This window comes from Aphanothece stagnina RSMan2012, assembly GCF_046764815.1.
Lineage (GTDB): Bacteria > Cyanobacteriota > Cyanobacteriia > PCC-6307 > Cyanobiaceae > NIES-981.
In genome coordinates this window covers 13,256-37,849 of sequence record NZ_JBKOUC010000005.1, presented here as the reverse complement: position 1 = coordinate 37,849, position 24,594 = coordinate 13,256, and the positions used below count along the sequence as shown (strand labels likewise).

Below are 24,594 nucleotides of genomic sequence, written 5' to 3'. Positions count from 1 at the left end.
CATGAGCCGAACATAGCCCGCAGGGCAAGGCTTGTCAGCCCGCAGCTCAGGCAATCAGACAGTCGTTGACAACCTCCTGTTCAACAGCCTCCTGCCATGGCTCGGCGGCCCCGTAGCCACCTCCGCCAGGCGTCTCGATCACCAGCACATCGCCCGGCTGCACCTTCAGCTCCACCCGGCCACCCAGCGGCTCCCCACGGCCATCGGCCCGCTCGATCCGGTTGGTTCCGGGCTGGGCGTCACCGCCGCCCGCCAGCCCCGCCGGCGGGATCCGCCGGGATCCGCTGAGCAGGTCCACCGTCATCGGCGCCAGGAAGCGCAGGCGGCGCACCACCCCATCCCCCCCGGGCCAGCGGCCCGCCCCGCCGGAGCCGCGGCGGATGGCGAAGCTCTCCAGCCGCACCGGGAAGCGCTGCTCCAGCACCTCAGGATCGGTGAGGCGCGAATTGGTCATGTGGGTCTGCACGGCTGAGGCTCCGGCGAAGCCGCGGCCGCGGAGATCGCGGCCGGCGCCGCTGCCGCCGCAGATCGTCTCGTAGTACTGGAAACGCTCGTTGCCGAAGCTGAGGTTGTTCATCGTGCCCTGGGCCGCCGCCTGAACACCGAGCGCGGCAAACAGGGCATTGGCCAGGGCCTGGGAGGTCTCCACGTTGCCCGCCACCACGGCCGCCGGCGGCCTCGGGTGCAGCAGCGAGCCCTCCGGCACCACCAGCTCGAGGGGCTCGAAGCAACCGGCGTTGAGGGGAATGTCCTCACCCACCAGGCAACGGAACACGTAGAGCACCACGGCCTTGGTGATCGCCAGCGGGGCGTTGTGGTTGCCGTCCTGCTGGGGCGAGGTGCCGCTGAAGTCGATGCGGGCGCGGCGGCGGCGGTGATCGAGGCTCACGGCCACGCGGATGTGGCTGCCGTCATCGAGCTCCACGGCGGCATGCCCCGGCTGGAGGCGCTCGATGGTGCGGCGCACCGCCTCGGCGGCATTGGCCTGCACATGCCCCATGTAGGCCTCCACCTCGGCCTGCCCCGCCAGCCGCAGCAGCCGCAACAGTTCCCGCACCCCGAGCCGGTTCGCGGCCGCCTGGGCCTTGAGGTCGGCCAGCAGCTGAGCCGGATCGCGCACGGGATGCTCACCCTCGCCGAAGCGCTCCAGCCAGGCCCGCTCATCGAGCCGTCCGGCGCGCAGGAAGGAACAGTTGTCGAGCAGCAGCCCCTCCTCCTCGATGCGGCGGCTGAAGGCCGGCATCGAGCCGGGGGTGATGCCGCCCACGTCGGCGTGATGGCCGCGGCTGGCCACATAGAACAGCGGCGCGCCGGCATCGGCTGCGTCGTCCACGTACACCGGCGTGATCGCGGTGATGTCCGGCAGATGGGTGCCGCCGTCGTAGGGGTTGTTGGAGAGCACCACGTCCTCCGGCCCCAGGGGCGGCCGGCGGCCGGCCGCGATGGCGGCCAGCAGGGCGGCGATGCTCTCGCCCATCGAGCCCAGGTGCACCGGGATGTGGGGCGCATTGGCCACCAGACGGCCGCGGCCGTCGAACACGGCGCAGGAGAAATCCAGCCGCTCGCGGATGTTCACCGAGCGGGCGCTCTGCTGCAGCTGCACCCCCATCTGCTCGGCGATGGCCGAGAAGCGATGGTTGTAGAGCTCCAGCAGGGTGGGATCGGGGGGCTCGGCGGCCGCAGCCTGCGGATCGGACAGCTGCGGAGTGCCCGAGCTGGTGCCGGTGCCAGTGCTTGACGGGATGGTGGCGCTGTCCGGACCGGGTGGCTGGTGCCGCAGCAGCAGGGCGCCGTCCTCCAGCACCCGCCCGCTCCAGTGGGTCTCCAGCAGGGTCGTGCTGGTGGGATCGAGCACCAGGGCAGGCCCCTGCAGCTCCTGGCCGGGCCGCAGCTGCGAGCGTTGCCACAGGGGCACCGGCTGCGGCCCCTGATCCGCATCCAGCCACACCGGCACGGTGGGCACACCGGCCTCTGGCTCTCCCGGCCCCACCGGCTCCCCCGGCCCGGGCAGCGCCTCACCAGCGTCGGCCGCCACAAGGGGCGGCGGTGGGCTCCTCAGGGGTTCGGCCAGCTCCACCAGCAGCCGCTCCACCACCAGATCGGCGGCGGTGAAGGCCGGCCGGTAACCGAAGCGCCGCTGGTGGCTGCGGCCGAAGGCCTCCAGCAGCTCCTCCAGCTCGGCGGACGGCTCCCAGGCCACCACGAGCCCCTGCTCGCTACCGGTGAAACGCAGTTCCAGCCGCCACCACACCCGGCCCGACTCGCCGGGAGCCAGGTCTCCGGCCCGGTGCAGATCGGCGCGGGCCTGCGCGGTGAGCGCCTCCGCCCGGCAGCGCAGGTCCTCCAGGGTGCGGCCATCGAGGGGCAAGCGGGGGGAGCGCTCCAGCAGCAGCCGCTGCTCGGCGCGTCCGATGCCATAGGCGGAGAGCACCCCGGCCAGGGGATGGAGCAGCAGCTGGCTCACCCCGAGGGCCTCGGCGAGGCGGCAGGCGTGCTGACCGCCAGCCCGGCCGTAGCTCACCAGCAGGGCGCCGCGCAGGTCGTGGCCGCGCTGGATCGAGATGCGGCGGATGGCACCGGCCATGGTTTCGATGGCGATGGCCAGGGCCCCGGCCGCCACCCGCTCGGGCGAGATGGCGGCCCCGCTCTGCCCGGGCGCGGCGCCCATCCGGGCCGCCAGGGAGGCGAAGCGGTCCCGCGCCGCCTCTGGATCGGCGCCCTGGTCGCCGCCGGGGCCGAACACCGGCGGCAGGGCGGCGGCAGGCAGCCGGCCCAGCAGCAGATTGGCATCGGTGATGGTGGCCGGGCCGCCGCGGCGGTAGGCGGCCGGGCCGGGGTCGGCACCGGCGGAGTCAGGACCCACGATCAGCCGCTGGCCCTCGAAGCGCACGATCGAACCGCCACCGGCGGCCACCGTGTGGATCGGCAGCATCGGCGCCTGCAGCCGCAGGCCGGCCACCTCCGTTTCCGGCTGGCGCTCCCAGGCCAGGGCGCCGAGGGCCGGATCGAAGTGGAACACGTCGGTGGAGGTGCCGCCCATGTCGAAGCCCACCACCGGCCGGGGCGCCTCCCCCGCCGCCGCCAGGGCCTGCTCGGCCACCGCCACCGCCCCCACCATGCCGCCGGCGGGGCCGGAGAGGATCGTGTCCTTGGCGTGCAGCAGCTCCGGGGCAGCCAGGGAGCCGCTGGAGCGCATCACCCGCAGCCGCGGCCCTGCTCCGAGGTCCCGGCGCACCTGCTCCAGGTAGGCGTCGAGCACCGGCGCCACCGCCGCCTCCACCAGGGTGGTGTGGCCCCGGGGCACGAGCCGGGGCTGGCGGCTGAGCTGGTGGGAGAGCGCCAGCCGCGTGACGCCCAGGCCCTCCAGCCAGGCCCCCAGCCGGCGCTCATGCTCCGGATTGCGGCAGGCGTGCAGCAGGGCCACGGCGCAGCTGCCGTAGCCAGCCGCGCGGGCGGCCCTGAGCTCGGCTGCCAGCGTGTCGTCGAGCCGCAGCGGCTCGAGTTCGCTGCCGTCGGCGGCCAGGCGCCCTTCCACCTCCAGCACGCGCACCTGCAGGGGGCGGGGCCGCTCGATCGCCAGGGCGAAGATGTCGGGACGGTGCTGGTCGCCGATCTGCAGCAGATCGGCCAGGCCACGGTTGATCAGCAGCAGCACCGGGGCGCCGTGGTGCTCCAGCAGGGCATTGGTGGCCACGGTGGTGCCCAGCCGCACCTCGTCGATGGAGGTCACCGTGAGGATCGCGGTGGGGACCTCGGTGGGGACCTCGGTGGGGATCGCTTCCTGCCCGATCAGCTCCCGGATCGCCCGCACGGCAGGGTCGCCGGAGCGCTCGGGCTGGCGGGAGAGCACCTTGCGAACGTGAAGCCCGTCCAGGGGGTCGAGCCCCACCACATCGGTGAAGGTGCCCCCCCGGTCGATCCAGAACCGCCAACCCATGGACGCGCAGGCTCTCCAACCTCAGGGCTGCTGGTGGCCCCGATCAGAGCATGGCTCAGCGCAGGGATTCAGGCTGCAGGGGGATCAGGCCTGATCGGGCGTGAGGGTGATGCGCAGCTTGTCGAGCGGCACACCGTTGAACCCGTACACGCCGTTGCCATAGCTGCGCAGGTCCTTGAAGCGGAGGGTCTTGCCGATGTTGTTGAGCTTGACCACATCCTGCTTGCCGAAGTTCCTGATCACATACCTCTGCATGTGATTGAAGGGACCGTGGAAGCGGGTGTTGTTGGTGAAGGCGAACGTGTCGCGAACCTTGTCATTGCCGAAGTCGATGACGCTGTTCGTGCGCTTGGTGATGGCACCAGCCTGGGCACCGAAGATGATCGTGTCCTTGTCGGCATTGCCCTTGTAGGTCCAGCTGGCCGCCATGGCCCGATTCACGACGACCCTGTTGACGTCGCCATCGCCATTTTTGCCTTTGGCCTTGATTTTGACTCTGGCGACCACAGGCTGCCCGGCCCAGGTACGGGCATTGCCCAAAAGTGTCAGCCTGGACGCTTTTCGAGATTCCTTTTCGGATTTGCTGATCCAGCCGGGAAGACCGCTGATGACGAATTCGCTCATCGATGAACTCAAGGGATGCTTGGCGCTCACCGTACCGAACAGGCCAACGGAACTGTGGCCAGGAAGAAAAAAAAGCGGCACTGATCAGCTTTTCCTAATTCCCAATGGCGCTGCGGGCTTGACGCGCGCGGTAGCCAAGAAACACTCCGAAAAGTATTGTCAAGAGGCCTTACCTCTTAACGCCCCCACCGCAAGATGCCGCAGGGTCAGTGCGTGAATCGTCCGCAGCCCCTGAGGCTGGGCAGCCCTGGCCTGGCTCAGCGGTAGTTCTCGAACTGGAGCGGCACCTCCACGTCCTGCTGCTTGAGCAGCTGGATCGCCGCCTGGAGATCATCCTTGCTCTTGGCGGTGATCCGGAGGCTCTCCCCCTGGATCGCCACCGACACCTTCTTGAGGTTGTCGCGCACGGTCTTGCTGAGTTCCTTGGCCAGCTCCTTGCTGAGGCCCTTGCGCAGGGTCACCACCTGCCGGACCCGGTTGCCCCCCACGGCTTCCGGCGACTGGAAGTCGAAGATCTTCAGCGACAGGTTGCGCTTGGTCGCCTTCTGCCGCAGCACGTCCTCCACGGCCTGGAGCGTCATGTCACTGGCCGTGGTGATCGTGAGGCTGGTCTCCTCCAGCTCGATCTCGGTACCGGAATCCTTGAGGTCGTAGCGCTGGCCGACGTCCCGGCGCACCTGGTCGATGGTGTTCACCAGTTCCTGCCGGTCGAAATCCGAGACCACATCAAAGGAAAAGGTGTCAGCCATGGGCTCCGGCATCAGGGGCGCTCGGTGCCCACCCTAGAAAACGGCTCAGGACCCCGCCCCCCTGGTCGCCACCAGCACCCGATGGCGCGGATCACAGGCCTCTCGGCGCACGGCCTCGAAGCCGGCGGCCCAGAGTTCCGCGGCGAGATCGAGCCGGAAGTAATCCTCCAGGTAGGGCTCGGTGCTCTTGAGCAGGGTGGCGATCGGGGCGGGCAGGCGTCGGATCACGGCCGAGTCCGGATCCTGGTCCACCAGGGCGATCACCCCCCCGGGCCGCAGCAGGCGGGCCGACTCCCGCAGCACCGCCCGGGTGGCCTGCGCCGGCAGCTCATGGCAGACGAACTGCAGCGTGATCAGATCCACGCTGGCGCCGGGGAGCCCGCTGGCCTCCGCCGCCGCATGGTGCCAGCTGCAGACAAGGCCCTCGGGATCCCGAACCCTGGCCACCGCCAGCATCTGCGGCGAGAGGTCCAGCCCGCTGACGGCCACGGGGCGCCCCTCACGGGCATCCAGCCAGCGCTTGAGCGCCAGGGTGCCGACCCCCACGGAGCAGCCCATGTCGAGGACCTCGCTGACCCTGCGCCCGGCCAGGCTCGGCTCGATCGCCGCAAAGATCGCCTGGCGCAGGCGGGTCTGGGCCTGCTCCGGGCTCAGCTCCTCCCGCGGCCAGACCCGCAACGCCATCGCATCCGTGGCCTGTTCGGCTTCGCAGGCCGCCGCCCAGCAGAGATTGCCCTGCTGGTAGGCGTGGAAGCGGGCGTGGTAATAGGCCGGCGCGGTGGTGGCACCGTTGCGGCTGGGCGCGAGCAGGGGCTCGGCCAGGCGTTGGAGCTCGTCCCGGCGCGCCCGCCAGGCGATGCCCCGCCGCTCCGCGGTGCGGATGATCAGCCGACGGGCCTGGAGAAACAGCAGGCGGCGCAGCGGCTCGACCGCGAGCAGGCCGGCGATTAGGCGCCCGAGGGGGTGACGGTCGTCGACCCAGTTGGGAGGGGCGGCCGCAGGAAGGGCGGATCGGCTGGTCATCGCAGGAGGCACGGGCAGACCCGCAGCGGTCTCGCTCACCGGGGTCATCCCCATTGTGCTGGGGGGGCTGAGATCATGGTCACTCCCTGCCGGGCTCTCCGGACCCACCGCCATGCTCTCCAGCACTCCCAGCGCCGCCTTTGCCTGGTCCCTGCTGCTGTCGGGAGCGGTGGTCGTGCTCAGCACGGTGCCCCTGGGGGCGGCCCGCTCGCAGGCCGACTTCACCCTGGCGGACCTGCAGGCCCCCCGCGCGATGTTCGATCGGCTGCCCGCCTGGGGGCAGCGGGCCAGCTGGGCGCACCAGAACAGCTTCGAGGCCTTCACCCTGCACGCGCCGGCCACCCTGCTGTGCCTGGTGGCCGGCGCGATGGGCCCGCTCGCCGTGGCCGCCGCCTGGCTCCATCCCCTGCTGCGGGCGGCCTACCTGGGCGCCTACATCGCCAACGTGCCGCCGCTGCGCGGCGTGCTGTGGGCCGGGGGACTGGTCTGCTCCGCCCTGCTCTACGGCGAGGGCCTCAAGGCCGTGCTGGCCGGCGCGGGCTGATCGGTCGAAGAAGAGCTGATCAGTCGAAGAACATCAGGCTCACGACCTTGCCCATGTCCTCGGCGAGCCGGACGCTGGAGAGCAGCGTTTCGCTGTCGTGGAAGGCGTAGCAGATCAGCTGGTCACAGCGGCTGATGATGTCCTGGTTGCAGAGGCTGCTGGCCATCGGCAGGGGCAGCTCGTCGTGTTCCGGCTTCTCCACCAGGTGGAGCACCTGATCGAGCTGGTCGCGCGACTCGCGCGGCTGGCGATCCAGGCTCTGGGGCAGCAGCACGGTGAGCCGGGCGGCATCGATCTCCAGCACGCTGCGGATCACGGCGGCGTTCACCCCCTGGGATCCGGAGGTGATCAGGTTGTGCCCCTCCTGGGCCAGGGAGCGCGCCACGAGCTCCACGAGGTGGATCGAGACAACCGGAACGTGGCGGCTGCCGAGAATGGCGATGCGCCGTTTGCTGCGGTCCTGGAGCATGGCCAGCTCCTGAGCAAGGGTGTCGATCCGATCCAGAGACGGCAAATCCAGAGATCGGGTCACCAGGAGACCGCAGGCTGCACCGTGAAACTAGCAGCGTTAGAGGGACATCGCGGGCAGTTGTAGACGGGTGAAAAGTCGACCGAAATCACAGTGTTCCTCGACGAGTCGGAAGGCGTAGGTGGCCTTCACGGCCTCATGCAGACGCACATGGCCAAAGGCCTGCTCGATCACCTCCACGGTGGTGAGGGTGTCGTGCTCCACCTTCAGCAACGGCACCTCCAGCTCCTCGGCTCGGGTGAGCAGCTGGGGCAGCGGATCGCCGGCGCCGGTGAGGATCAGGCACTGGGTGGAGGCCTCCAGGGCCGCCAGCTGGATGTCGGTGCGGTCGGCCCCGGTCACCACGGCCATGTTGCGGCGGCGGCGGAAGAATTCCATCGCGGAATTCACGTTCATGGCGCCGATCGAGAGGGTCTCCACCAGAAGATCGAGCCGATCCCGGCAGCAGAGCACCTGGGCCCCCAGCCGGCGCGCCAACTCCTCCACGGTGACACTGCGCAGCAACGGGCTGCGGGGCATGACCCCGAGCACGGAAATCCCCAGCTGCTCGAGCGCCGGGACCGTGTCTTCGCGCAGCTGCGGCACCGCGTCGGGGTTGACGGCGTTGAGCACCACGCCGACCAGATGGTCTCCGAGCTCGGCCCGGGCGGCCAGCAGGGAATCCACGCTGCGGCTGTCGGCCCAGGGCTGGACGAGCAGCACCGGAGCATCGAGGCCCCGGGCCAGCTGGGGCAGGCTGAGGCCATAGAGCAGTCCCTCGTGGAGGCTGCCGGCCGCTTCCAGGAGGGCCATCCCGTCCGGGGCCTGCTCGAGCTGCTGCCGCAGGGCAGCGAAGCCCGGGCCGGGCTCCAGGCGACCCTCGAGCAGCCGGGCCCGCGCCAGCGCGGGATCGAGGGCATCGAGCGAGGGAATCAGCTGGTCCTCGGCCAGGCCCAGGGTGGTCCCGACGAAGCGCACGTCGGCATCGACCAGGGGTTCGCCGGGCGGAGGGGGGGCATCGGTCTCCAGGCTGGTGGCCAGGGGCTTGCCGAAGCGCACCTCGATCCCCCGGGCCCGCAGCTGACGGGCCAGCCCGAGCACCACGGCCGATTTACCACTGAACGGTTCACAGGAGCCGACCAGCAAGGTGGGGGCCATCGATCAACCTCGCTGCTGACTGCTGTCCGGCGTCAATTTAGGGGGCGTCAGGGGGGTGCCTCAGGCCGGGGTCCTCTGCGGAGGGCAGCGGCTCAGCTGGCCTGACCCGCCTCGCTGACGTGGCCGGGGGGAACGCCGAGCAGCAACCAGCGCCAGAAGGTTTCCGGCAGCTCCTGATCCTCGCGGAGCATCAGCCACTGCACCAGCTGATAGGCCTGGAGTTCGAAGTCGTAGGCCACCGAGGGAACTTCCGGGAAGCGAATGTGGCAGGTGAGCTGCTCCAGGGGCGCCGGCTCGCCGGTCCAGCGCAGCCGGTAGAGATGGCGCCGGCCGCCGACCAGCTTGCGCTCACCGGACCACTCCCCGTGCAGCAGCAGGGCAACGGCCTCCTCCAGGGAGGTCTGCTGCGACACCCCGCCGCAGTAGGGGGCGAACAGGGGAATCAGGGGCTCGGAGTTCGTGCTCGTCAGAGCCTGGTCATCGGTGGTGGCCATCAGCACGGCAGGTCACTCGGTCGGGGGGAACGGTTGGGGGGAACGCTCGCAGGGAACGGGATGCAGCACGCAGCTCTGCTGAGGAAGGCGAGGACACGGCAGGTCGGAATGCTGGTCATGGTGGCGCACGATGCCGGTGTCGTGCCAGTTTCGGCAAAGTTCTGCGGTCGATGGGGCCGGGGATCAACGGATGGATCCTGAGCACTCCCGGGCCTTCTCCAGCGGCCGACGACCCACCGTGGCGATCACCGGAGCCAGCGGGGCCCTGGGCCAGGCGCTGCTGCGCCAGTGGCACCGCCGGGGTGCCGATCTGATCGCCCTGCGCAGCTCGGCGGCGGCCCTCGAGCTGGGCGATGACGGCGGCGAGTCCCTCAAGCTCCGCCAGATCTGCTGGCAGGTGGGGGAGGAGGAGGCCCTGCGGCCCCTGCTGGCCGAGGTGGATGTGCTGGTGCTGAACCATGGCGTCAACGTCCACGACCGCCGCAGCCCCGAGGCCACCCGGGAGTCTCTGGAGGTCAACGCCCTCAGCAGCTGGCGGCTGCTGGAGCTGTTCGCTGCGGTGACGGCCGAACGCCGCGGGCCCAACCCCGACCGGGACCAGGCGGATCGTCCCCCGCCGGAGGTGTGGGTGAACACCTCGGAGGCCGAGATCCAGCCGGCGCTCAGCCCGCTCTACGAGATCAGCAAGCGCCTGCTGGGGCAGCTGCTCAGCCTGCGGGCCCTCGATCTGGCTCCGGCCCTCAGGATCCGGCGCCTGGTGCTCGGGCCGTTCCGCTCGGCCCTCAACCCGATCGGCGTGATGTCACCGAACTTCGTGGCGGGTCAGGTGATGCTCCAGGCCCGGCTGGGATGCAACCTGATCATCGTCACGCCGAACCCGCTGACCTACGTGCTGATGCCCCTGGCCACCCTGACGCGATGGCTCTACGTCCGGGCCATCACCCATCCCGGTCGGTGAGGATCTCGCAGCCATCGGTCGTCACCGCGATGGTGTGCTCCCACTGGGCCGAGAGGCTGCCGTCCACGGTGACGACGGTCCAGCGGTCCCGCAGGGTGCGGCAGGCCTTGCTGCCGGCATTGAGGATGGGCTCCACCGCCAGGGTCATGCCGGGCCGCAGCTTCATGTTGGGGAGGTCTCGGGTGCGGAAGTTGAACACCGAGGGCTCCTCGTGCAGGTTCCGGCCGACGCCGTGGCCGGTGTAGTCCTCCACGACGGCGTAGCCGTGGGCCTCGACGTGATCCTGCACGGCGCCGGCGATGTCCATCAGGGTGTTGCCGGCCTTGATCTGGGCCAGCCCCCGCATCAGCGACTCCTGGGCCACCCGGGCCAGGCGGCGGGCCTCCTCGGGGGTTTCCTCGCCGACGCAGATGGTCACGCAGCTGTCGCCGTGGTAGCCGTCGAAATAGGCGCCGGTGTCGACCTTGAGCAGGTCACCGGGCTGGATCACCCGCTTGGTGCTGGGGATGCCGTGCACCACCTCGTTGTTGATCGAGGCGCAGATGCTGGCCGGGAAGCCGTGGTAGCCCTTGAAGCTCGGCGTGGCTCCCATCTCGCGGATGCGGCGCTCGGCGTGGGCGTCGAGGTCGCCGGTGGTCATCCCCGGTGCGGCCATTGCCAGGATTTCCCGCAGCACGGTCGCCACGATGTGGCTGGCCTGGCGCATCGTGGCGATCTCCCGCGCCGACTTCACCTCCACGCCACGGCGGCCTTTCTGGATCCGGGGCCCGGTGGCGACGACCGGTGGGCTGGTGGGGGCCGCCTTGGTGCTGGCCAGCAGATCGGCAAACAGGTTCATTCGGATCGACTGGCGAGGCGGAACAACGCGGGACTGTCAACCTGCAAGTTATCAATGCCGCCACCCTTTCTGCCGCCCCGCTCGCCGGCCGTGCCTCCATCCCCACCCCCCGCCGATGCTCCCGAGGCCTCAGCGCCCTGCGAGGCCTCAGCGCCGCGCGAAACCTCCAAGAAACGTCGGTCCCTGAGCCAGCGCCTGCGCCAGGCCCATGCCGCGCTGGCCCCGGTGGTGCTGCTCCCCCTGCTGCTCACGGTGAGCACGGGCCTGGGGTACCGGCTGCTGCGCGACTGGGGAGGACTGGGCCGCGACCAGGCCCACGGGCTGATGGTGCTCCATGAGGGCGAGTGGCTGCGCCAGTGGTTCGGCCCCAACGGCGAAACGCTCTACGTGCTGCTCAACGGCCTGGGGCTGCTCTGGATGCTGGTGAGCGGGGGCGGCATGGCTGTTCAGAAGCTGCGCCGGAGCTGGGGGCGCCCGAGGGGGTGACCCCCCAGCCGGTACACTGGCGGTTTGGCCAGGCGACGCGGAGCTGAGATGGCAGCTGAGGACAATCAGACAGACGAAGCCCAGACCAACGGGAGTGCCCCGGCGGAGGCCGTGGACGCGGTGACCGCCGAGACCGCTGGCGCTGAAGAGGCCACGACCGCCGCGACGGCAACGGCGACAGCCGTGAAGGAGCAGCCCGTGAAGGCGACCACCGGCAAGCTGAGCGCCCACGACCTGATCCGTGCCTTCGAGGCGGAACAGCTCAAGAGCGAGCTCCCCGAGATCTACGTGGGCGACACCGTGAAGGTGGGCGTGCGGATCCGCGAGGGCAACAAGGAGCGGGTCCAGCCCTACGAAGGCGTGGTGATCGCCAAGCGCCACGGCGGCCTGAACGCCACCATCACCGTCCGCCGGATCTTCCAGGGTGTGGGCGTCGAGCGGGTCTTCCTGCTGCACAGCCCCCAGGTTGCTTTCGTGAAAGTCGAGCGGCGCGGTAAGGTTCGCCGGGCGAAGCTTTTCTACCTGCGCGATCGGGTGGGTAAAGCCACCCGGGTCAAGCAACGCTTCGACCGCTGAGGACTTCTCCGCCAGGAGCATCCCTCATCATCTTCAATCCCTGGGGACATCGGCCCTGCGCCGTTAGTTCAGTTGGTAGAACGCAGGTCTCCAAAACCTGATGTCGGGGGTTCAAGTCCTCCACGGCGCGTTCGATGTCCCCACCTGCTGTTTCGTGGTTCCGAACATGGAGTTGGATCTACAACCCGGTGACGTGGTCAAAGTGCTTGAGTCCGCAGCGCTGGGCTGGGTCCGCGCCCGGGTGATCCGGGTGAAATCGGGTGGCCGTGTCGTGGTTCAAAGCGACCAGGGTCGTGAGTTCACGGCCCGGGGCAATCAGGTTCGCCTGATCGAACCGGCGGGATTCCGCCCCTAGAAACGCCTGGTCCTGGCCCCGTCGTCACCGGTCGGTTGACGACGGGGCCAGTGATCACGGATACTTTCCGAGTCGCACCACCCGGCCGATCCCTCTTCGGTTTCCCGCCAGGGTTCAAGCGCGACGCCCAAGGCCTGAACGGCCAGAAGGCAGCCTGGGACTGTAGTTCAATCGGTTAGAGCACCGCCCTGTCACGGCGGAAGTTGCGGGTTCGAGCCCCGTCAGTCCCGTTCCAACCCTTCCCCAACCCACCAATCCCTTGGCAGGATCCCGGCAGGTGACAACCGGCGAGGCCGTGCGCGTTCGCCTCGCCCCCAGCCCCACCGGCACCCTGCACATCGGCACCGCCAGAACAGCGGTGTTCAACTGGTTGTTCGCCCGCCACCAGGGGGGCAGGTTCCTGCTGCGCATCGAGGACACGGACCGCGAGCGCAGCCGGCCCGAGTACACCGAGAACATCCTCGACGGCCTGCGCTGGCTGGGTCTCGACTGGGATGGCGAGCCGGTGATCCAGAGCGAGCGGGTGGAAGTCCACCGCTCAGCCATCCAGCAGCTGCTGGATCGGGGCCTGGCCTACCGCTGCTATGCCAGCGAAGCCGAGCTCACCGCCATGCGCGACGAGCAGGCCGCCCGCAAGCTGGCCCCCCGCTACGACAACCGCCACCGCGACCTCAGCCCCGAGCAGGAACGGGCCTTCATCGCCGAGGGCCGCGAGGCGGTGGTCCGCTTCCGCATCGACGACGGGCGCACGATCGGCTGGACCGACCTGGTGCGCGGTGCGATGCGATGGTCGGGCTCCGACCTGGGCGGCGACATGGTGATCGCCCGCCGCGCCCCGGCCGACCGGATCGGCGATCCCCTCTACAACCTGGTGGTGGTGGTCGACGATGCCGCCATGGCGATCAGCCACGTGATCCGCGGGGAGGACCACATCGCCAACACGGCGAAGCAGCTGCTGCTCTACGAGGCCCTCGGCGTGGAGGCTCCGGTCTTCGCCCACACGCCGCTGATCCTCAACCAGGAGGGCAGGAAGCTCTCCAAGCGGGATGGGGTGACCTCGATCAGCGATTTCCGCGGCATGGGTTACACCCCGGAGGCCCTGGCGAACTACATGACCCTGCTGGGCTGGTCCCCGCCGGAGGGCATGGGGGAGCGGTTCTCCCTGGCCGAGGCGGCCGCGGTGTTCGGCTTCGAGCGGGTGAACCGGGCCGGTGCCCGCTTCGACTGGGACAAGCTCAACTGGCTCAACGGCCAGGTGCTGCGGGAGGCGGGGCCCGAGGCGCTGCGGGATCAGCTGCGTCCCCTCTGGGCGGCGAGGGGCTGGGGGGAGCCGGGCGGCACCAGCCCGGCCCTGGCCGACGCGGCCTGGCAGGCCGACCTCTGCGAGCTGCTGGGTCCCTCCCTGACCCTGCTGGCCGATGGGGTGGCCCAGGCCGAGCCCTTCTTCACGACGCCGGAGCTCAACGAGGCGGCCCAGGCCCAGCTGGCCAGCGACGGTGCACGGCCGGCCCTGGCCGCGCTGCTGGAGCAGCTTCCCGAGGGTGCGCTGGAGGCCGGGCAGGCCCAGGAGCTGCTGAGCTCGGCAGCCAGCAGCGCCGGCGTGAAGAAGGGCGTGATCATGAAAAGTCTGCGGGCCGCCCTGCTCGGCAGCCTGCAGGGCCCGGACCTACTGGCCACCTGGCTGCTGCTCCACCGCAGCGGCGACGATCGCGCCCGGATCAGCCGCTGCCTCTGAAGCGTCTGCCCCTGAAGGCGCGGGCTCGCCAAGGTTCCGACGGGGTTCCTCGCCGTCCACCAGCACCAGCCCGAGCCGCTGGGCGATCGGCCCGGCGCTGAGCCCCTGCAGGCCCACGGTCAGCAGGATGGTCAGAAACACCAGCCCCTGGAGCCGGCCGGCGCCCACCACGCCGGCCTGCTCGAGGCGGATGGCGAACAGACTCGCCACCGCGGCGGTGACGATGCCGCGGGGGGCCAGCCAGCTCAGCAGGGCCTGCTGCGGCAGGGTGAAGCCCATGCCCCAGGTGGCCAGACCGATCGCCAGGGGACGGACCAGCAGCATCAGGCTCAGCACGCAGGCCACGCCGCCCCAGCCGAGCGGACTGAGCTGGGCGAAGCTCACGTCGGCGGCCAGGAGCGGGAAGAGCATGGTGATCGCCAGCTGGGCCAGCTGGCGGATCAGGGCGTCGAGCTCGGCCGCATCGGTCTCGGGGCGGCGACCCACCACAACGCCGGCGGCCACCGCGGCCGGAAGGCCCGATTCCGCCAGCAGCTGCTCACAGCCGGTGAACATCAGGAAGAGGGTGCCGAGGGTGAGCTGGAGGCGCAGAGCGCCGGTGGTGGGAACGGCGGGGATGCGGCGGAGCGCCTCGGAGAGCAACCAACCGCTGGCGGCACCGATCAGCACGCCGCCCCCGAGCCGCAGCAGCAGGCCGTAGGCGAGCTCCCGCCAACCCTGCAGGTTGCCGAGCACCAGTTCGAGCAGCAGCAGGGCCAGCACCGCGCCGATCGGCTCGAGCACCAGGCCCTCCCCCTCGAGCACTTCGCCCAGGGGTGGCGCCAGGCCGATCTGCCGCACCAGGGGGTTGACGACGGTGGGCCCGGTGGCGAGCACGATGGCGCTGAACACCGCCGCCAGGGGCCAGTTCAGACCCGCCAGGCCATGGGCCACCACCAGCCCCCCCAGCAGGGCGAGCACCAGCCGGACTCCGGCAATGCGGAGCACCGCCTGGCGGGTGCCGTCGGCGGGGAGGCGCAGGTTCAGCCCGCCGTCGAACAGCACCAGGCTCACCAGCAGGCCCACGATGGTCTCGAGGCCGTTGCCGAGGTCGAGGGGCTCCACCAGCCCCAGCCCGGCCCGGCCGATCAGCAGGCCGGCACTGAGGAGCAGCACCACCCCGGGCAGACCGGTCGCCCAGGCCAGGGCCTGGGCCGTGGCACCGGCGAAGACAGTGATGCCCCAGAGCAGGCCCAGCCGCTCAGGGGTCATTCATCATCGATGGCGTTGAACCGGGGCTCCACATGGATGCCGATCACCGCGGAGGGACGGACCACCAGGTACTCCCCCTCCATGTCAGCGATCGGCACGTTCACGAAGGTGTCCGACGTGGAGGCCGTGAGCACGCCGCCGTACCACTCCTGGAACGCCTCGAGGGTGGCGAAGGTGACCGACTGGGTCTGGCCGCCGCTCATGTGCAGATGGACGGCATAGCGCCGGGGGATGCGGGACATGGGGGAGCGGCCGGACGCTGACGACGGGTGAGCCCAGGATGCCCCAGCAGCCAGGGATCGCGCCAGCACCAGGGCTCCAGCCTGGCGCTGGCCGGGGCATAGAGGGGATGGCGGGGCTGGCCGGATCGGGTGCGGCCGATGGCCCGGAGCTCACGGCCGTTCAGCAGGGCCAGCACCTCGGTGCTGCGGCCGCTGCGATCGGCCTGGGCTCCCCAGCCGAGCCATATGGGGGCCTGCGGATGGCGGGCGAGGCTGCGGAGCAGCCAGCTGTCGGCCTCGGCACCCACCGGATCCGCCTGGCGGCAGAGGGCGGCGGGGGTGGGGCTGATCCAGGCGAACAGGTTGAGCACCTCGAGGCTCCCGTACCCCCAGCCGCGGGCCAGGCCCACCAGGCGCCGCAGGGTGGGGTCATCGCGGCGGTGATCGGCGCGGGAGGGGTTCAGGCCGATGAAGATCAGCCGCGGCCCGCGGGGATCCCAGTGGCGCTCCAGCCACCAGCGGTAGCGGCCGCAGGGGCTGAAGGCGGCGGCAGGGGCCTCGCCCTGGGGCCCGCCGGCGCAGCTGGAGCATTCGGTAGCCGCCGTCACACCTCCGTCTCCCGTGTCTGGGGAGGATCCATCCAGAATCCCGATACCAGCCTGATGCCACCGGAGCGCGCCCTGCCGGCGCCCGCCACGCGACAGCGGCGTCGCCCCCGCCGCCGCGAACTGTGGTGTCCGGCCCATCCCGATGAACGGCTGCTCGGCAACGGCCGCAAGTACTTCCTGCATCTGCTCACGGCCGAGGAGCTCAGACAGCGGGGATTGACGGAGAAGAAGGCCCGGCTGGTGCTGCAGGCCTACCCGGTGCTGGTGCTGAGCAACGAGTGGCTCGAGGAGCTCTTCTGCGCCGGCTGCGGCCAGAGCCGCTGGTGCCATGTGGTGCAGCCGGAGCAGGGCCACCACCGGGTCCGCTGGGCACCGCCGGAGCTCTGGCAGCAGGTGGCCCATGTGGATCCGGCGGTGGCCAATCCCAGCGTGAGCGAGTTCAGCCGCCGGGAGGCGCGGCGCCAGCGCCACCGGCGGCAGGACGGCGGGCGCTATGTGGATCTAGGGAGCTGAGGCGCTCTGCCAGAGGCAGCTGTTGGCGCGGTAAGGGCGCAGGCCGGCCAGCCAGGCCAGGCGTTCGTGGAGGGGCACCGGGCGGGAGCGAACCCAGGTGGTGTGCTCCCACTCCGAGCTGAAGCGCTGCGTGACCATCCCGCTGGCATCGAGCACCACACAGGCACCCGCTCCGTCCGCCGGAGCGTTCAGGGCCTGGCTGATCGCCGCCAGCGGGAAGACGCCACTCTCCCCCGTGCGGCTGTGGCCCAGGAGGCGCAGCCGGATCAGCGGCTGCGGCGCCGCCGCGGTGAGGGGGCGGTAGTCGGCGGCCTCGAGCAGCACCACCCCCGGCGGCAGGGGAAGGGATGGCGGCGGAGGGGCCGGATCGAGCCGCCCGTAGGCCACACCATCGCGCCGCAGCTGCTGGGGCAGCGCCGCGCCGGGGTGAACGGCCGCGGGCCGGATCAGGGCATCCAGCGACAGCAGGGCGGCCCAGCCCGCCAGCAGCCACAGCAGCCCGAGCCGGACCCTCGCGCGAGGAACGCTCACGGGGCGGACCCTCCCGAACCGGTGCGGCGCCGGCGCCGGCGCCGCAGGTTCCACTCGAGCAGCAGCACGTAGGCGCCGCACACCAGGCCACTGGCCAGCAGGGCGAACAGCTGGGCACCGGCGCCGCTGTGCCAGAAGTCGAAGCTCTGCCAGGCGCGCCAGCCCTGCAGGCCGGGGTCCTTGAGGGTGTAGGCGAGCAGGGCGATGCGCACGGCGTTGATCAGCATCACCCCGAGCAGGAGCAGCGCCACCGCCAGCGCGGCCAACCCCAGGCGTGACCAGCGCCCCGTGAGCCTCCCGGGGGGTAGCCCGAGGTTCCCAAGGGGAAACAGCACCACCAGCACCACCAGGGTGGCCAGGCAGAAACTGAGGGTGGTGTGGCCGGTGCAGCCACCATCCACCACCAGGATCTGGTTGTCGAGCATCACCTGGCGGCCATCGGCAAAGGCCGGCCGGCCGACCAGCCAGAGCAGGAAGGCCGTGAACCGGGCGGTGATCAGCGCCAGGGGCTCCACCGGCCAGAGGGCGTTGACGATCCCCTGCAGGGGCAGCAGCGCGCCGATCAGCAGCAGCTTGCCGAACAGGGCTGCTCTGCAGGGCACACCCGCCAGCAGGGCCAGGCCGGCCAAGCTGGCCAGGGGGAGGCCCCAGAGCAGGGGGTCGTAGAGCCGGGCGGCAAAGCTGAGGGCCAGCAGGGCCCAGAGCAGCAGCAGCACACCAGCGCTGAAGCGGGACCAGGGAATCGCCGCCAAGGGCGGCACCTGGCCTTGCTCCTCCCGCTCGAGCAGGAGCAGACCACCGGCCAGCCAGGAGAGGGCGGCCATGACCACGAAATCCCCCACCCCAGCCCGCTGCGCCAGGGTGAGCTGGGCACCGGCCAGCGCGGCCAGCAGGGTGAGACGGGCCAGGGCCGGACCGCGGGGCGGTTGGGGGGTGAACGCCATCGAGGCTAGATACCGCCCGGGACACGGAAACCGCTTCGAGGGTCAGGCTGGGTTCTGGTGATCATCACTTCTGCTCAATCCCGCCAGGGTCCATACACTGCAGCTGATCGGCAGCTGACTCGGTTGATCTGATGGCCACCAGCAGCGGACCAGCGCCGACACCGGCAGCCAAGGGGGCTGCCCTCTATTACGTGCCTACCCCCCCCAGCCTCGATGAGGGGGATGGCGAAGGCGGCTTCAAGCTGCAGACCCTGCTGAAGGTGCTGCGCCGGCGGCGGCGCACCTTTGTGCTGGTGGTGGTGGCGGTGACGGCGATCGCCGGGGCACGGGCGCTGGCCAACCGGGTGCTCTCGCCGGTGTATGCGGGGGGCTTCACGCTGCTGATCTCCGATCCGGTGAACGAGGCCAGCACGGCAGGGGGCGGCAGCGGTGAAGGCGGGGCGATCTCCTCGGTGGCGCGCAACGAGAGCCGCATCGACGTGCCCACCCTGATCCAGGTGCTGCAGAGCCCGGTGGTGCTCGAACCGGTCTACACCCAGCTGGCGAAGCAGTTCCCGGACAGGAGTCCCCCCTCGATCAATGTGTCGCTGGTGACCTCCGGCGCCGGTGGTCAGAGCTTCGTCTCCGGTGGCGTGCTGGCGGTGTCCTCCCGGGGCGGCGATGTGGCGATGGTGCGCAAGGCCCTGGAACTCAGCGAGGCCAGCTTTCTGGAATGGTCGCTGGATCAGCGGCGCCAGAAACTCACCGAGGGGGTGAAATTCCTCGACGAGCAGGCTCCGCTGCTCCAGGCCAGGAGCAACAAGCTGCAGGAGGAGCTCCAGAAATTCCGCACCCGCCACAACGTGCTGGCACCCGAGGAGGAAGCCCAGGCGGTGCGGGGCCGGGTGGAGGAGCTGCGCGGCACCCTGCTGACCCAGCAGGCCGAACTGCAGCGGCTGCAGCAGGTGCGCAGCGCCGTGGCCGGCGGCACACTCACGGCCCGCAGCTTCAGCAGCAGCGCCGGGGGTGAGAGCGGTGCCGGGGGCGGCACTGGCCTGAGCCTGGATGTGCCGAACCAATCGGAACTCTCCGTGCTCACCAAGCTGGAGGAGCAGATCGCCGCGGCGCGGGCGGTCTACCAGCCCGGAGCCCCGATGCTGGCGGATCTGGTGGCCCTGCGGGATCGTCTGCGGCCGGAGCTGCTGCGCAAGGAACTGCAGGCCGTGGATGCGGCTCTGGCACAACAGAGCAAGGCGATCGCCTCCACCAGAACCCAGATCGTAGAGCTGGAGGGACGCTTCAAGAGCCAGCCGCCGCTGCTGCGGGAGTTCCAGGAACTCAAGGGAAAACTGGACATCGCCGAATCGAACCTGGCGGGCTACCAGCGCACACGGGAACAGTTCCAGCTGGAGATCGCCCAGAACAACGTGCCCTGGAAAGTGATTGCGCCGGTGGGGGTGAATCCGACACCGGTGGAGCCCGATCTGAACCGCGGGCTGATGCAGGGTCTGCTGCTGGGGCTGCTGGCCGGCACCGGGGCGGCCCTGCTGCACGACCGGCTCGACCATGTGTTCCACAGCCCGGGGGAGGTGCGCGAAGACCTCCGCAAACCGCTGCTGGGCCACATCCCCCACATCAGCTTCTTCAAGGGGGTGCGCCGCTCGAAGCGCTTCCTGCTCAAGGAGCTCGACACCGAAGCCGCCGGCCTGGCCGGTTACGAACGCTTCTCCTACCAGGAGGCCTTCCGCAACCTCTACACGAGCCTGCGCTTCCTGAACAGCGACCGGCAGGTGCGCTCGGTGGCGGTGAGCAGCTCGATCCCGGGCGAGGGGAAGAGTCTGGCGATCGTGCTGCTGGCCAAGACCCTCTGCGAACTGGGCCAGCGGGTGCTGCTGGTGGATGCGGATCTGCGCAAGCCGCAGATGCACCTGCGGCTCGGGCTGGACAACATCGAAGGGCTCACCACCCTGCTCACCGACGACCAGAGGCACTGGCGCGAGGTGGTGCAGACCCTGCCCGACTACCCCAGCTGGGATGTGCTCACCGCCGGCCGTCGGCCACCCGATCCACCGCGGCTGCTCAGTTCGGCGCGGATGGCCGAGCTGGTGAAGGAGATCGCGGCCACGGGGAACTACGACCTGATCCTCTACGACACCCCGCCGACCCTGGGTCTGGCGGATGCGGCGCTGGTGGCCGAGCAGCTCGACGGGATCCTGCTGCTGGTGAGCCTCAACCGGGTGGATCGCTCCCTGCCGGCCCAGGCGCTGGAGCGGATCGAGGCAGCCGGGGCACCGCTGCTGGGCGTGGTGACCAATGCGCGCGTGGCCCGGGATGAGCTGCAGCGGCCCTACACCGGCGGGTATGGCTATGGCTACGGCGGCTACGGCGGCGACGATCCCTACGATCCCGCTGTGGCCTACAGCTATTACCAGAGCGAGGCGGCCGAGGGCGTGGAGCAGCGATCAGCGCTTCAACGGCTGCTGCCGAACCAACGCAACCGCCGGATGTGGGCCCAGGGCCTGCGCCGCTGGCTGAACGGCTGAAAGGGGCTCAGGGGGAGGGATCAATGGCCTCCTCCTGCTGCTCGAGAGCCAGGGCCTGGCGGCGCTCGACCGCCCGCTCAAGGGTGAGGGCCAGGGAGGGTGGCCAGATGAAACTGGCCAGCAGATGGAAGCCGGCGTAGCAGAGGGCGACCAGCACCAGCCGCACGCTCTGGCGGGTGAGGTTGCCGCTGGCATCGGCGCGGCGCCGCTGGCCTGTCTGGCGCAGGTTCCCCTCGGCGCGCTCCAGCAGCTGCCGGGCGAGGGCCTGCTGCTGGGGGAAGGTGCGGGCTTCGCCCACGGTGATGCCGGCCTGCTGCATGGCCTGGATGAGGCGGGGATCCTGGGCCAGCAGCGTTTGCAGGGTCTGGGCATCCCCGGCCTGATCCACACCCCGGCGCAACCGCTCCAGGCTCTGCAGCGAGGTCTGCAGCTGGCCGGAGAGCAACTGCACGCCGTTGGCTTCGATGCGATCGGCCAGGCCCAGAACGGCGAGGGCCAGCAGCAGATAGGCGAGGGCGGCCAGGCGCAGCAGCGGCCGCAACCCGCGGGCCAGCATCACTTCCCAGATGGCCGGCTGAGCGTCCTCGGCAAAGCCGAAGAAGAGCGCCAGCACGCCGATCAGGGGGAGTGGGGAGCGCTCCAGCACCTCGTTGAGCAGCAACATGGCCCGGTCGGGATCGCCGAGCGGCAGGGGCAGGGCCGAGCCGAGCAGACTGAGCAGAAACACCAGCAGCAGCACGTAGGCAGCCAGCCGGGCAAGACTGCGGGTGCGACGGCCGGTGAACTCCATCGCCTCAGGCTATCGACGCAGCGGAATGAAAAACAGGGGAAGACCGAAGGGTGCTGGCACAGCCCTCACATTGCCATTGAAATATGGCAGGGTCAGCGTCTTCCCCTTGGGACAGGAGACGCTCGTCAGTGGCGGCTCCGTGCTGTCACAGCCTCCCGACAACAAGGTTCATTTGGGCGAGGTGAGCGAAAAGGTGGTGATGTCCTGATAGCACTAGGATCCGCCTTTGAAATAGATCCAAGCCCCCATCGTAAGTCTCTCAATCGGTCAGACCTGTCGTCTGACCGGAAATAGGTCAGACAATCCTGGGCGGAGGCCGCATAGCCGCACTCGAGGGCGAAGCTGCCGGTCAATCTGCCGCCAGGAGTGGTCGTGCCATTTCTTCCGCCGCAAGAAAAGCTGACCCCCGATCCAAAGGTGTAGCCAAGATTATCGACGGCTTGGACAGTAGAGGCATCCAAGAGCCATCCAAGAGTCGTTCGCGCAGCCGGCCATCGGCTCGAAAGAAGCTTTGTCATGAGCCGGAAAGCATCCCATCAAAAGCACCCCGACCCAGGTACCCTGACGAACCAGCCGCTGGGTACGGGATCAGGATACTGGGGTGCGCACTGTGTAGCGGCGCCGTAGACGCGAGATCAGAGCGGCAGGAGCCAGGAGCAGCAAAGAGAAGGGAGCTGGAACGATCTTGATACTCACCAAGTTCACACTGGCCCCAGGAGAAAACCAAAAGATTTGCCCCGTCTGACCAGTAGATGGATTGTCCTGGCCGGGGCAACCAATGTTATTATCAGTGCTCTTGCAGTAAAAACTCCCAGTTGTTATCAAACCGATCGATGAGTAAGGAGCCGACTGACCCTCTCCAGGGGGAAGCGCGTTGGCCAAGGCGATCCTCAGCGCCTGTCCTTTTCCGCCGGTATCAAGCTCTTTTGTTCGGAATTCAAGAAAATAGGAATTCGCCGCTGTATCGAAGTAGTAACCGGCCGTGAAAGTAGTAGCGGGCTGATTGATTTGCACATTGGTCAATTCAACCTGGGTTGGATCGGCCGCAGTTCCCGGGCTGGTCACACACTCCAGTGCCGACAGGGGACCGCAGTTCAACGAGAAGGATCCAGAAAGCGAACTCGTCTCAGGGTTATTTTGACTATCCTTGTAATAGCTAAAAGTAATATCTTGACTGAAGCTATACGACAACACCAGATCGGCCCCCTTGGCCTGGCCCTCCCATCCGAGCGCCAGTCCTGTGGTAAGGAGGGCACCGCCCAGAATGGACGCCAGGCGAAACCTGGCTGGCCGCGGTGGCAGAAGGGGATCAGCCACCCGCGAGCCGGCAGGAGTTCACAGCGCCCAGCAGCCCGATAGCCTGGAGGCTCGATCGTTGAATCCTGGTCAGTTGTACCCAAAAGGGGTACGTGACGATGTCCATGGACAAGACAGCTGAGTCTTCATCCTAGTGAGTCACCGCGGAAAATTCGTCCACCACTGCAGCTGAACTCACAAACCCTTCGCAGCGGAGCACCTCGCGCTTGCGGGCCGGCAGATGGCGCAGGATCAGGCTCAGGTAGGCCGCGCTCACCTTCTCCAAGCTGGCCGTGGCCAGCAGCAGCTCCCGGGCCGCTCGGCCGTACGCCGCCACCTGGGGCGGGTCGGCGTGAAGGGCGCGGATCCAGGCCGCCAGACCCACCGCATCGCCATTGGCGAACCAGCGGCCACAGCCCCCGTTCTCCACCAGCGGGCGGAGGTAGGAGGTGGCTGGTGTGATAGCGGCGATCGGCGTGCCCGCTGCCAGATGGCCATAGAGCTTGCTGGGAGCCACCAGACCCTCCCCCTGGATGCCCACGCTCACCACGGCCAGATCGGCGGCCGCCAGGGCGAGCGGCAGCACGGCCGGGTCCTGCCAGGGCAGAAAGCGGCAGTTGGCGAGATTGAGATCGGCAACGAGATGGCGCAGCCGTGTGTTCTGCGGTCCATCCCCCTGAATCAGAAACACGATGTCACGCTCGGCCTGGAGGATGGCCGCTGCGGCCACCAGGGTGACCAGGTCGTGGCAGCGGCCCTGGTTGCCGGAATAGAGCACGGTGAAGGCCTGCTCGAGGCCGTGTTCGCGCACGAACGGGTTGGCCAGCTTGGCCAGCGGCCGGATGGTTTCGGGGTCAGCCCAGCTGGGAATCACCTGCAGCTTGTGCCGCACCGCCGGTGCCAGAGCCGCGATCCGATCCGCCATCGGCTGGCTGAGCACCACCACCTCCTGGGCCGCGGCGAGGGCGAGCCGGTTGCCGTGGCGCCAGAGCCGGCAGAGCCAGTGATCGGCCGGCAGCACCTTCAGCTCCACCAGCACCTCGGGGTAGAGGTCGTAGATGATCAGCAGGTAGGGGGTGGCGGTGAGACGGTGCACCAGCCAGCCCACGATGGGCAGGTACGGCGGCTCGGTGGTGTAGCAAAGGAGATCACCGCGCCAGGAATAGCGCATCAACCGTGCCGCGATGCGCAGACAGAAAAACAAGCCGTTCACGGCGCGGCCGCGGATCCGCCGGGGCCAGAAGCGGGTGACGCGGGTGCGGCGGATGCAGCGGTTGGGCTCGAACTCCAGACTCGCCGCTTCCCTCGCTCCACCGGCATAGTTCGGCATGCCGGTAAGGATCTGGCTCTGAAGGCCGCTGCTTGCCAGGCGCCGGGTGAGGTCGTCGAGCAGCTGGCCGGTGGCGGCGTAATCAGGCGGAAAGAACTGATTCACCAGCGTGAGCCTGGCCTTGCGGCTGCGCTGCTGACGCCAGTGGAACCGCTGCCTCAAGCGGAGGCACACACCCTTAGCCAGGCGAAGACCGGGAAAGCTTGTGAGGGTCACGCGAAATCGAGGCGACCGCTGGCCAACACTCTGGGTTCGTCCCGTGAAACTATGAGGAAGATAAACGTGAACGCCACCGCGTCAACGGTGGTCAAGATGACGGCACCCACACCATGAGGCGGTCTGCCAAGAGGATGGCTTCCGGACTCTGGTCACGCTGCTGCCGATGATCGGCAAGCTCCCAGCCACCCTTGAAACAGCTGAGTTATCAGGGGGTGATTGGCATCAACGGGTCGCGTTGCATGAACTGCCAGCTCCTCAGAGCCACTATCACCATATCCCTTGAGGCAGCGGAGATGTGCCTGGATGATCTGCAGATTACTGGTGTCGTATTGAATGACCAGATGGATCATGTCGGGTTTATGTCCTCGATCGCCTAGGTAGGGG

The 24,594-nt window shown here is 69.3% G+C and carries 25 protein-coding genes and 2 tRNA genes; 11 read left to right on the top strand and 16 right to left on the bottom strand.

The window, feature by feature from the left end:
- Positions 1–46: 46 nt before the first annotated feature.
- The 4 genes from ACLNEE_RS04750 to ACLNEE_RS04735 form a co-directional block, all read right to left on the bottom strand.
- Positions 47–3,937 (bottom strand): hydantoinase B/oxoprolinase family protein, encoded by a 3,891-nt coding sequence (locus ACLNEE_RS04750; RefSeq protein ID WP_411422299.1) that lies wholly within the window; start codon positions 3,935–3,937, stop codon positions 47–49.
- A gap of 84 nt (positions 3,938–4,021) precedes the next feature.
- A complete protein-coding gene (locus ACLNEE_RS04745) occupies positions 4,022–4,561 on the bottom strand; it encodes a hypothetical protein (RefSeq protein WP_411422298.1) in 540 nt (179 codons plus the stop codon).
- A 257-nt stretch (positions 4,562–4,818) separates the two neighbouring features.
- The gene (locus ACLNEE_RS04740; protein ID WP_411422297.1) at positions 4,819–5,310 is read right to left on the bottom strand and encodes a YajQ family cyclic di-GMP-binding protein; all 492 of its coding nucleotides are present in this window, start codon (positions 5,308–5,310) and stop codon (positions 4,819–4,821) included.
- 45 nt (positions 5,311–5,355) lie between these two features.
- Complete coding sequence (locus tag ACLNEE_RS04735; RefSeq protein WP_412006831.1) at positions 5,356–6,381, bottom strand: class I SAM-dependent methyltransferase; 1,026 nt, start codon at positions 6,379–6,381, stop codon at positions 5,356–5,358.
- Between the two features lie 64 nt (positions 6,382–6,445).
- Between ACLNEE_RS04735 and ACLNEE_RS04730 the strand changes: the two genes are divergently transcribed.
- Positions 6,446–6,877: an MAPEG family protein gene (locus tag ACLNEE_RS04730; RefSeq protein ID WP_412006830.1), complete on the top strand. Its 432-nt coding sequence runs from the start codon at positions 6,446–6,448 to the stop codon at positions 6,875–6,877.
- 19 nt (positions 6,878–6,896) lie between these two features.
- Here ACLNEE_RS04730 and ACLNEE_RS04725 read toward each other — a convergent pair whose 3' ends face one another.
- The 3 genes from ACLNEE_RS04725 to ebsA all read right to left on the bottom strand — a co-directional run bounded on the left by ACLNEE_RS04725 (position 6,897) and on the right by ebsA (position 9,037).
- Positions 6,897–7,409, bottom strand: a complete 513-nt coding sequence (locus tag ACLNEE_RS04725) for an LOG family protein (RefSeq protein WP_411422294.1) — start codon at positions 7,407–7,409, stop codon at positions 6,897–6,899.
- Positions 7,410–7,445: 36 nt separating this feature from the next.
- Complete coding sequence (locus ACLNEE_RS04720; RefSeq protein ID WP_411422293.1) at positions 7,446–8,543, bottom strand: phosphotransacetylase family protein; 1,098 nt, start codon at positions 8,541–8,543, stop codon at positions 7,446–7,448.
- 92 nt (positions 8,544–8,635) lie between these two features.
- On the bottom strand, positions 8,636–9,037 hold the full coding sequence (ebsA, locus tag ACLNEE_RS04715; protein ID WP_411422292.1) for a type IV pilus biogenesis protein EbsA: 402 nt from the start codon (positions 9,035–9,037) through the stop codon (positions 8,636–8,638).
- A gap of 190 nt (positions 9,038–9,227) precedes the next feature.
- Here ebsA and ACLNEE_RS04710 point away from each other — a divergent pair, with 190 nt between their 5' ends.
- Positions 9,228–9,995, top strand: a complete 768-nt coding sequence (locus ACLNEE_RS04710; RefSeq protein WP_412006829.1) for an NAD-dependent epimerase/dehydratase family protein — start codon at positions 9,228–9,230, stop codon at positions 9,993–9,995.
- On the opposite strand, the gene map is transcribed toward ACLNEE_RS04710, so the two are convergent.
- Complete coding sequence (gene map, locus ACLNEE_RS04705; RefSeq protein WP_411422290.1) at positions 9,976–10,833, bottom strand: type I methionyl aminopeptidase; 858 nt, start codon at positions 10,831–10,833, stop codon at positions 9,976–9,978. The genes ACLNEE_RS04710 and map overlap by 20 nt on opposite strands.
- A 90-nt stretch (positions 10,834–10,923) precedes the next feature.
- On the opposite strand from map, the gene ACLNEE_RS04700 reads away from it, so the two are divergent.
- The 6 genes from ACLNEE_RS04700 (at position 10,924) to gltX (ending at position 13,985) form a co-directional block, all read left to right on the top strand.
- Positions 10,924–11,319, top strand: a complete 396-nt coding sequence (locus ACLNEE_RS04700) for a hypothetical protein (protein WP_412006828.1) — start codon at positions 10,924–10,926, stop codon at positions 11,317–11,319.
- A 219-nt stretch (positions 11,320–11,538) separates the two neighbouring features.
- Complete coding sequence (gene rplS, locus ACLNEE_RS04695; protein WP_411422333.1) at positions 11,539–11,895, top strand: 50S ribosomal protein L19; 357 nt, start codon at positions 11,539–11,541, stop codon at positions 11,893–11,895.
- A gap of 57 nt (positions 11,896–11,952) precedes the next feature.
- Positions 11,953–12,025, top strand: a tRNA-Trp gene (locus ACLNEE_RS04690).
- Positions 12,026–12,061: 36 nt separating this feature from the next.
- Positions 12,062–12,250, top strand: coding sequence for an SH3 domain-containing protein (locus tag ACLNEE_RS04685; protein ID WP_006043540.1), 189 nt, complete (start codon positions 12,062–12,064; stop codon positions 12,248–12,250).
- 156 nt (positions 12,251–12,406) lie between these two features.
- Positions 12,407–12,480, top strand: a tRNA-Asp gene (locus tag ACLNEE_RS04680).
- A gap of 65 nt (positions 12,481–12,545) precedes the next feature.
- The gene (gltX, locus tag ACLNEE_RS04675; RefSeq protein WP_412006827.1) at positions 12,546–13,985 is read left to right on the top strand and encodes a glutamate--tRNA ligase; all 1,440 of its coding nucleotides are present in this window, start codon (positions 12,546–12,548) and stop codon (positions 13,983–13,985) included.
- On the opposite strand, the gene ACLNEE_RS04670 is transcribed toward gltX, so the two are convergent.
- Genes ACLNEE_RS04670 through ACLNEE_RS04660 form a run of 3 tightly spaced genes read right to left on the bottom strand, consistent with a single transcriptional unit; the run spans position 13,917 to position 16,065 of the window.
- Positions 13,917–15,236, bottom strand: coding sequence for a cation:proton antiporter (locus ACLNEE_RS04670; RefSeq protein WP_411422287.1), 1,320 nt, complete (start codon positions 15,234–15,236; stop codon positions 13,917–13,919). The genes gltX and ACLNEE_RS04670 overlap by 69 nt on opposite strands.
- Positions 15,233–15,478 (bottom strand): hypothetical protein, encoded by a 246-nt coding sequence (locus ACLNEE_RS04665; protein WP_411422286.1) that lies wholly within the window; start codon positions 15,476–15,478, stop codon positions 15,233–15,235. Before ACLNEE_RS04665 ends, ACLNEE_RS04670 begins: the two co-directional genes overlap by 4 nt.
- On the bottom strand, positions 15,436–16,065 hold the full coding sequence (locus tag ACLNEE_RS04660) for a DUF1643 domain-containing protein (RefSeq protein WP_411422285.1): 630 nt from the start codon (positions 16,063–16,065) through the stop codon (positions 15,436–15,438). The genes ACLNEE_RS04665 and ACLNEE_RS04660 overlap by 43 nt, the downstream gene beginning before the upstream one ends.
- Positions 16,066–16,119: 54 nt before the next feature.
- Between ACLNEE_RS04660 and ACLNEE_RS04655 the strand changes: the two genes are divergently transcribed.
- A complete protein-coding gene (locus tag ACLNEE_RS04655; protein WP_411422284.1) occupies positions 16,120–16,578 on the top strand; it encodes a hypothetical protein in 459 nt (152 codons plus the stop codon).
- Here ACLNEE_RS04655 and ACLNEE_RS04650 read toward each other — a convergent pair.
- Positions 16,567–17,109 carry a pyocin knob domain-containing protein gene (locus ACLNEE_RS04650; RefSeq protein ID WP_411422283.1) on the bottom strand — a complete coding sequence of 181 codons (543 nt, stop codon included), beginning with the start codon at positions 17,107–17,109 and terminating at the stop codon, positions 16,567–16,569. The two genes, ACLNEE_RS04655 and ACLNEE_RS04650, sit on opposite strands and share 12 nt — an antisense overlap.
- Complete coding sequence (locus tag ACLNEE_RS04645) at positions 17,106–18,053, bottom strand: archaeosortase/exosortase family protein (RefSeq protein ID WP_411422282.1); 948 nt, start codon at positions 18,051–18,053, stop codon at positions 17,106–17,108. The genes ACLNEE_RS04650 and ACLNEE_RS04645 overlap by 4 nt, the downstream gene beginning before the upstream one ends.
- A gap of 131 nt (positions 18,054–18,184) precedes the next feature.
- Between ACLNEE_RS04645 and ACLNEE_RS04640 the strand changes: the two genes are divergently transcribed.
- The gene (locus tag ACLNEE_RS04640) at positions 18,185–20,575 is read left to right on the top strand and encodes a polysaccharide biosynthesis tyrosine autokinase (protein WP_411422281.1); all 2,391 of its coding nucleotides are present in this window, start codon (positions 18,185–18,187) and stop codon (positions 20,573–20,575) included.
- A 7-nt stretch (positions 20,576–20,582) separates the two neighbouring features.
- On the opposite strand, the gene ACLNEE_RS04635 is transcribed toward ACLNEE_RS04640, so the two are convergent.
- Positions 20,583–21,365, bottom strand: a complete 783-nt coding sequence (locus tag ACLNEE_RS04635; RefSeq protein WP_411422280.1) for a hypothetical protein — start codon at positions 21,363–21,365, stop codon at positions 20,583–20,585.
- On the opposite strand from ACLNEE_RS04635, the gene ACLNEE_RS04630 reads away from it, so the two are divergent.
- Positions 21,355–21,573: a hypothetical protein gene (locus tag ACLNEE_RS04630; protein ID WP_411422279.1), complete on the top strand. Its 219-nt coding sequence runs from the start codon at positions 21,355–21,357 to the stop codon at positions 21,571–21,573. The genes ACLNEE_RS04635 and ACLNEE_RS04630 overlap by 11 nt on opposite strands.
- A gap of 380 nt (positions 21,574–21,953) precedes the next feature.
- On the opposite strand, the gene ACLNEE_RS04625 is transcribed toward ACLNEE_RS04630, so the two are convergent.
- Positions 21,954–22,682 (bottom strand): hypothetical protein, encoded by a 729-nt coding sequence (locus tag ACLNEE_RS04625; protein ID WP_411422278.1) that lies wholly within the window; start codon positions 22,680–22,682, stop codon positions 21,954–21,956.
- A gap of 130 nt (positions 22,683–22,812) precedes the next feature.
- On the bottom strand, positions 22,813–24,153 hold the full coding sequence (locus tag ACLNEE_RS04620; protein WP_412006826.1) for a glycosyltransferase family 4 protein: 1,341 nt from the start codon (positions 24,151–24,153) through the stop codon (positions 22,813–22,815).
- Between the last annotated feature and the right edge of the window lie 441 nt (positions 24,154–24,594).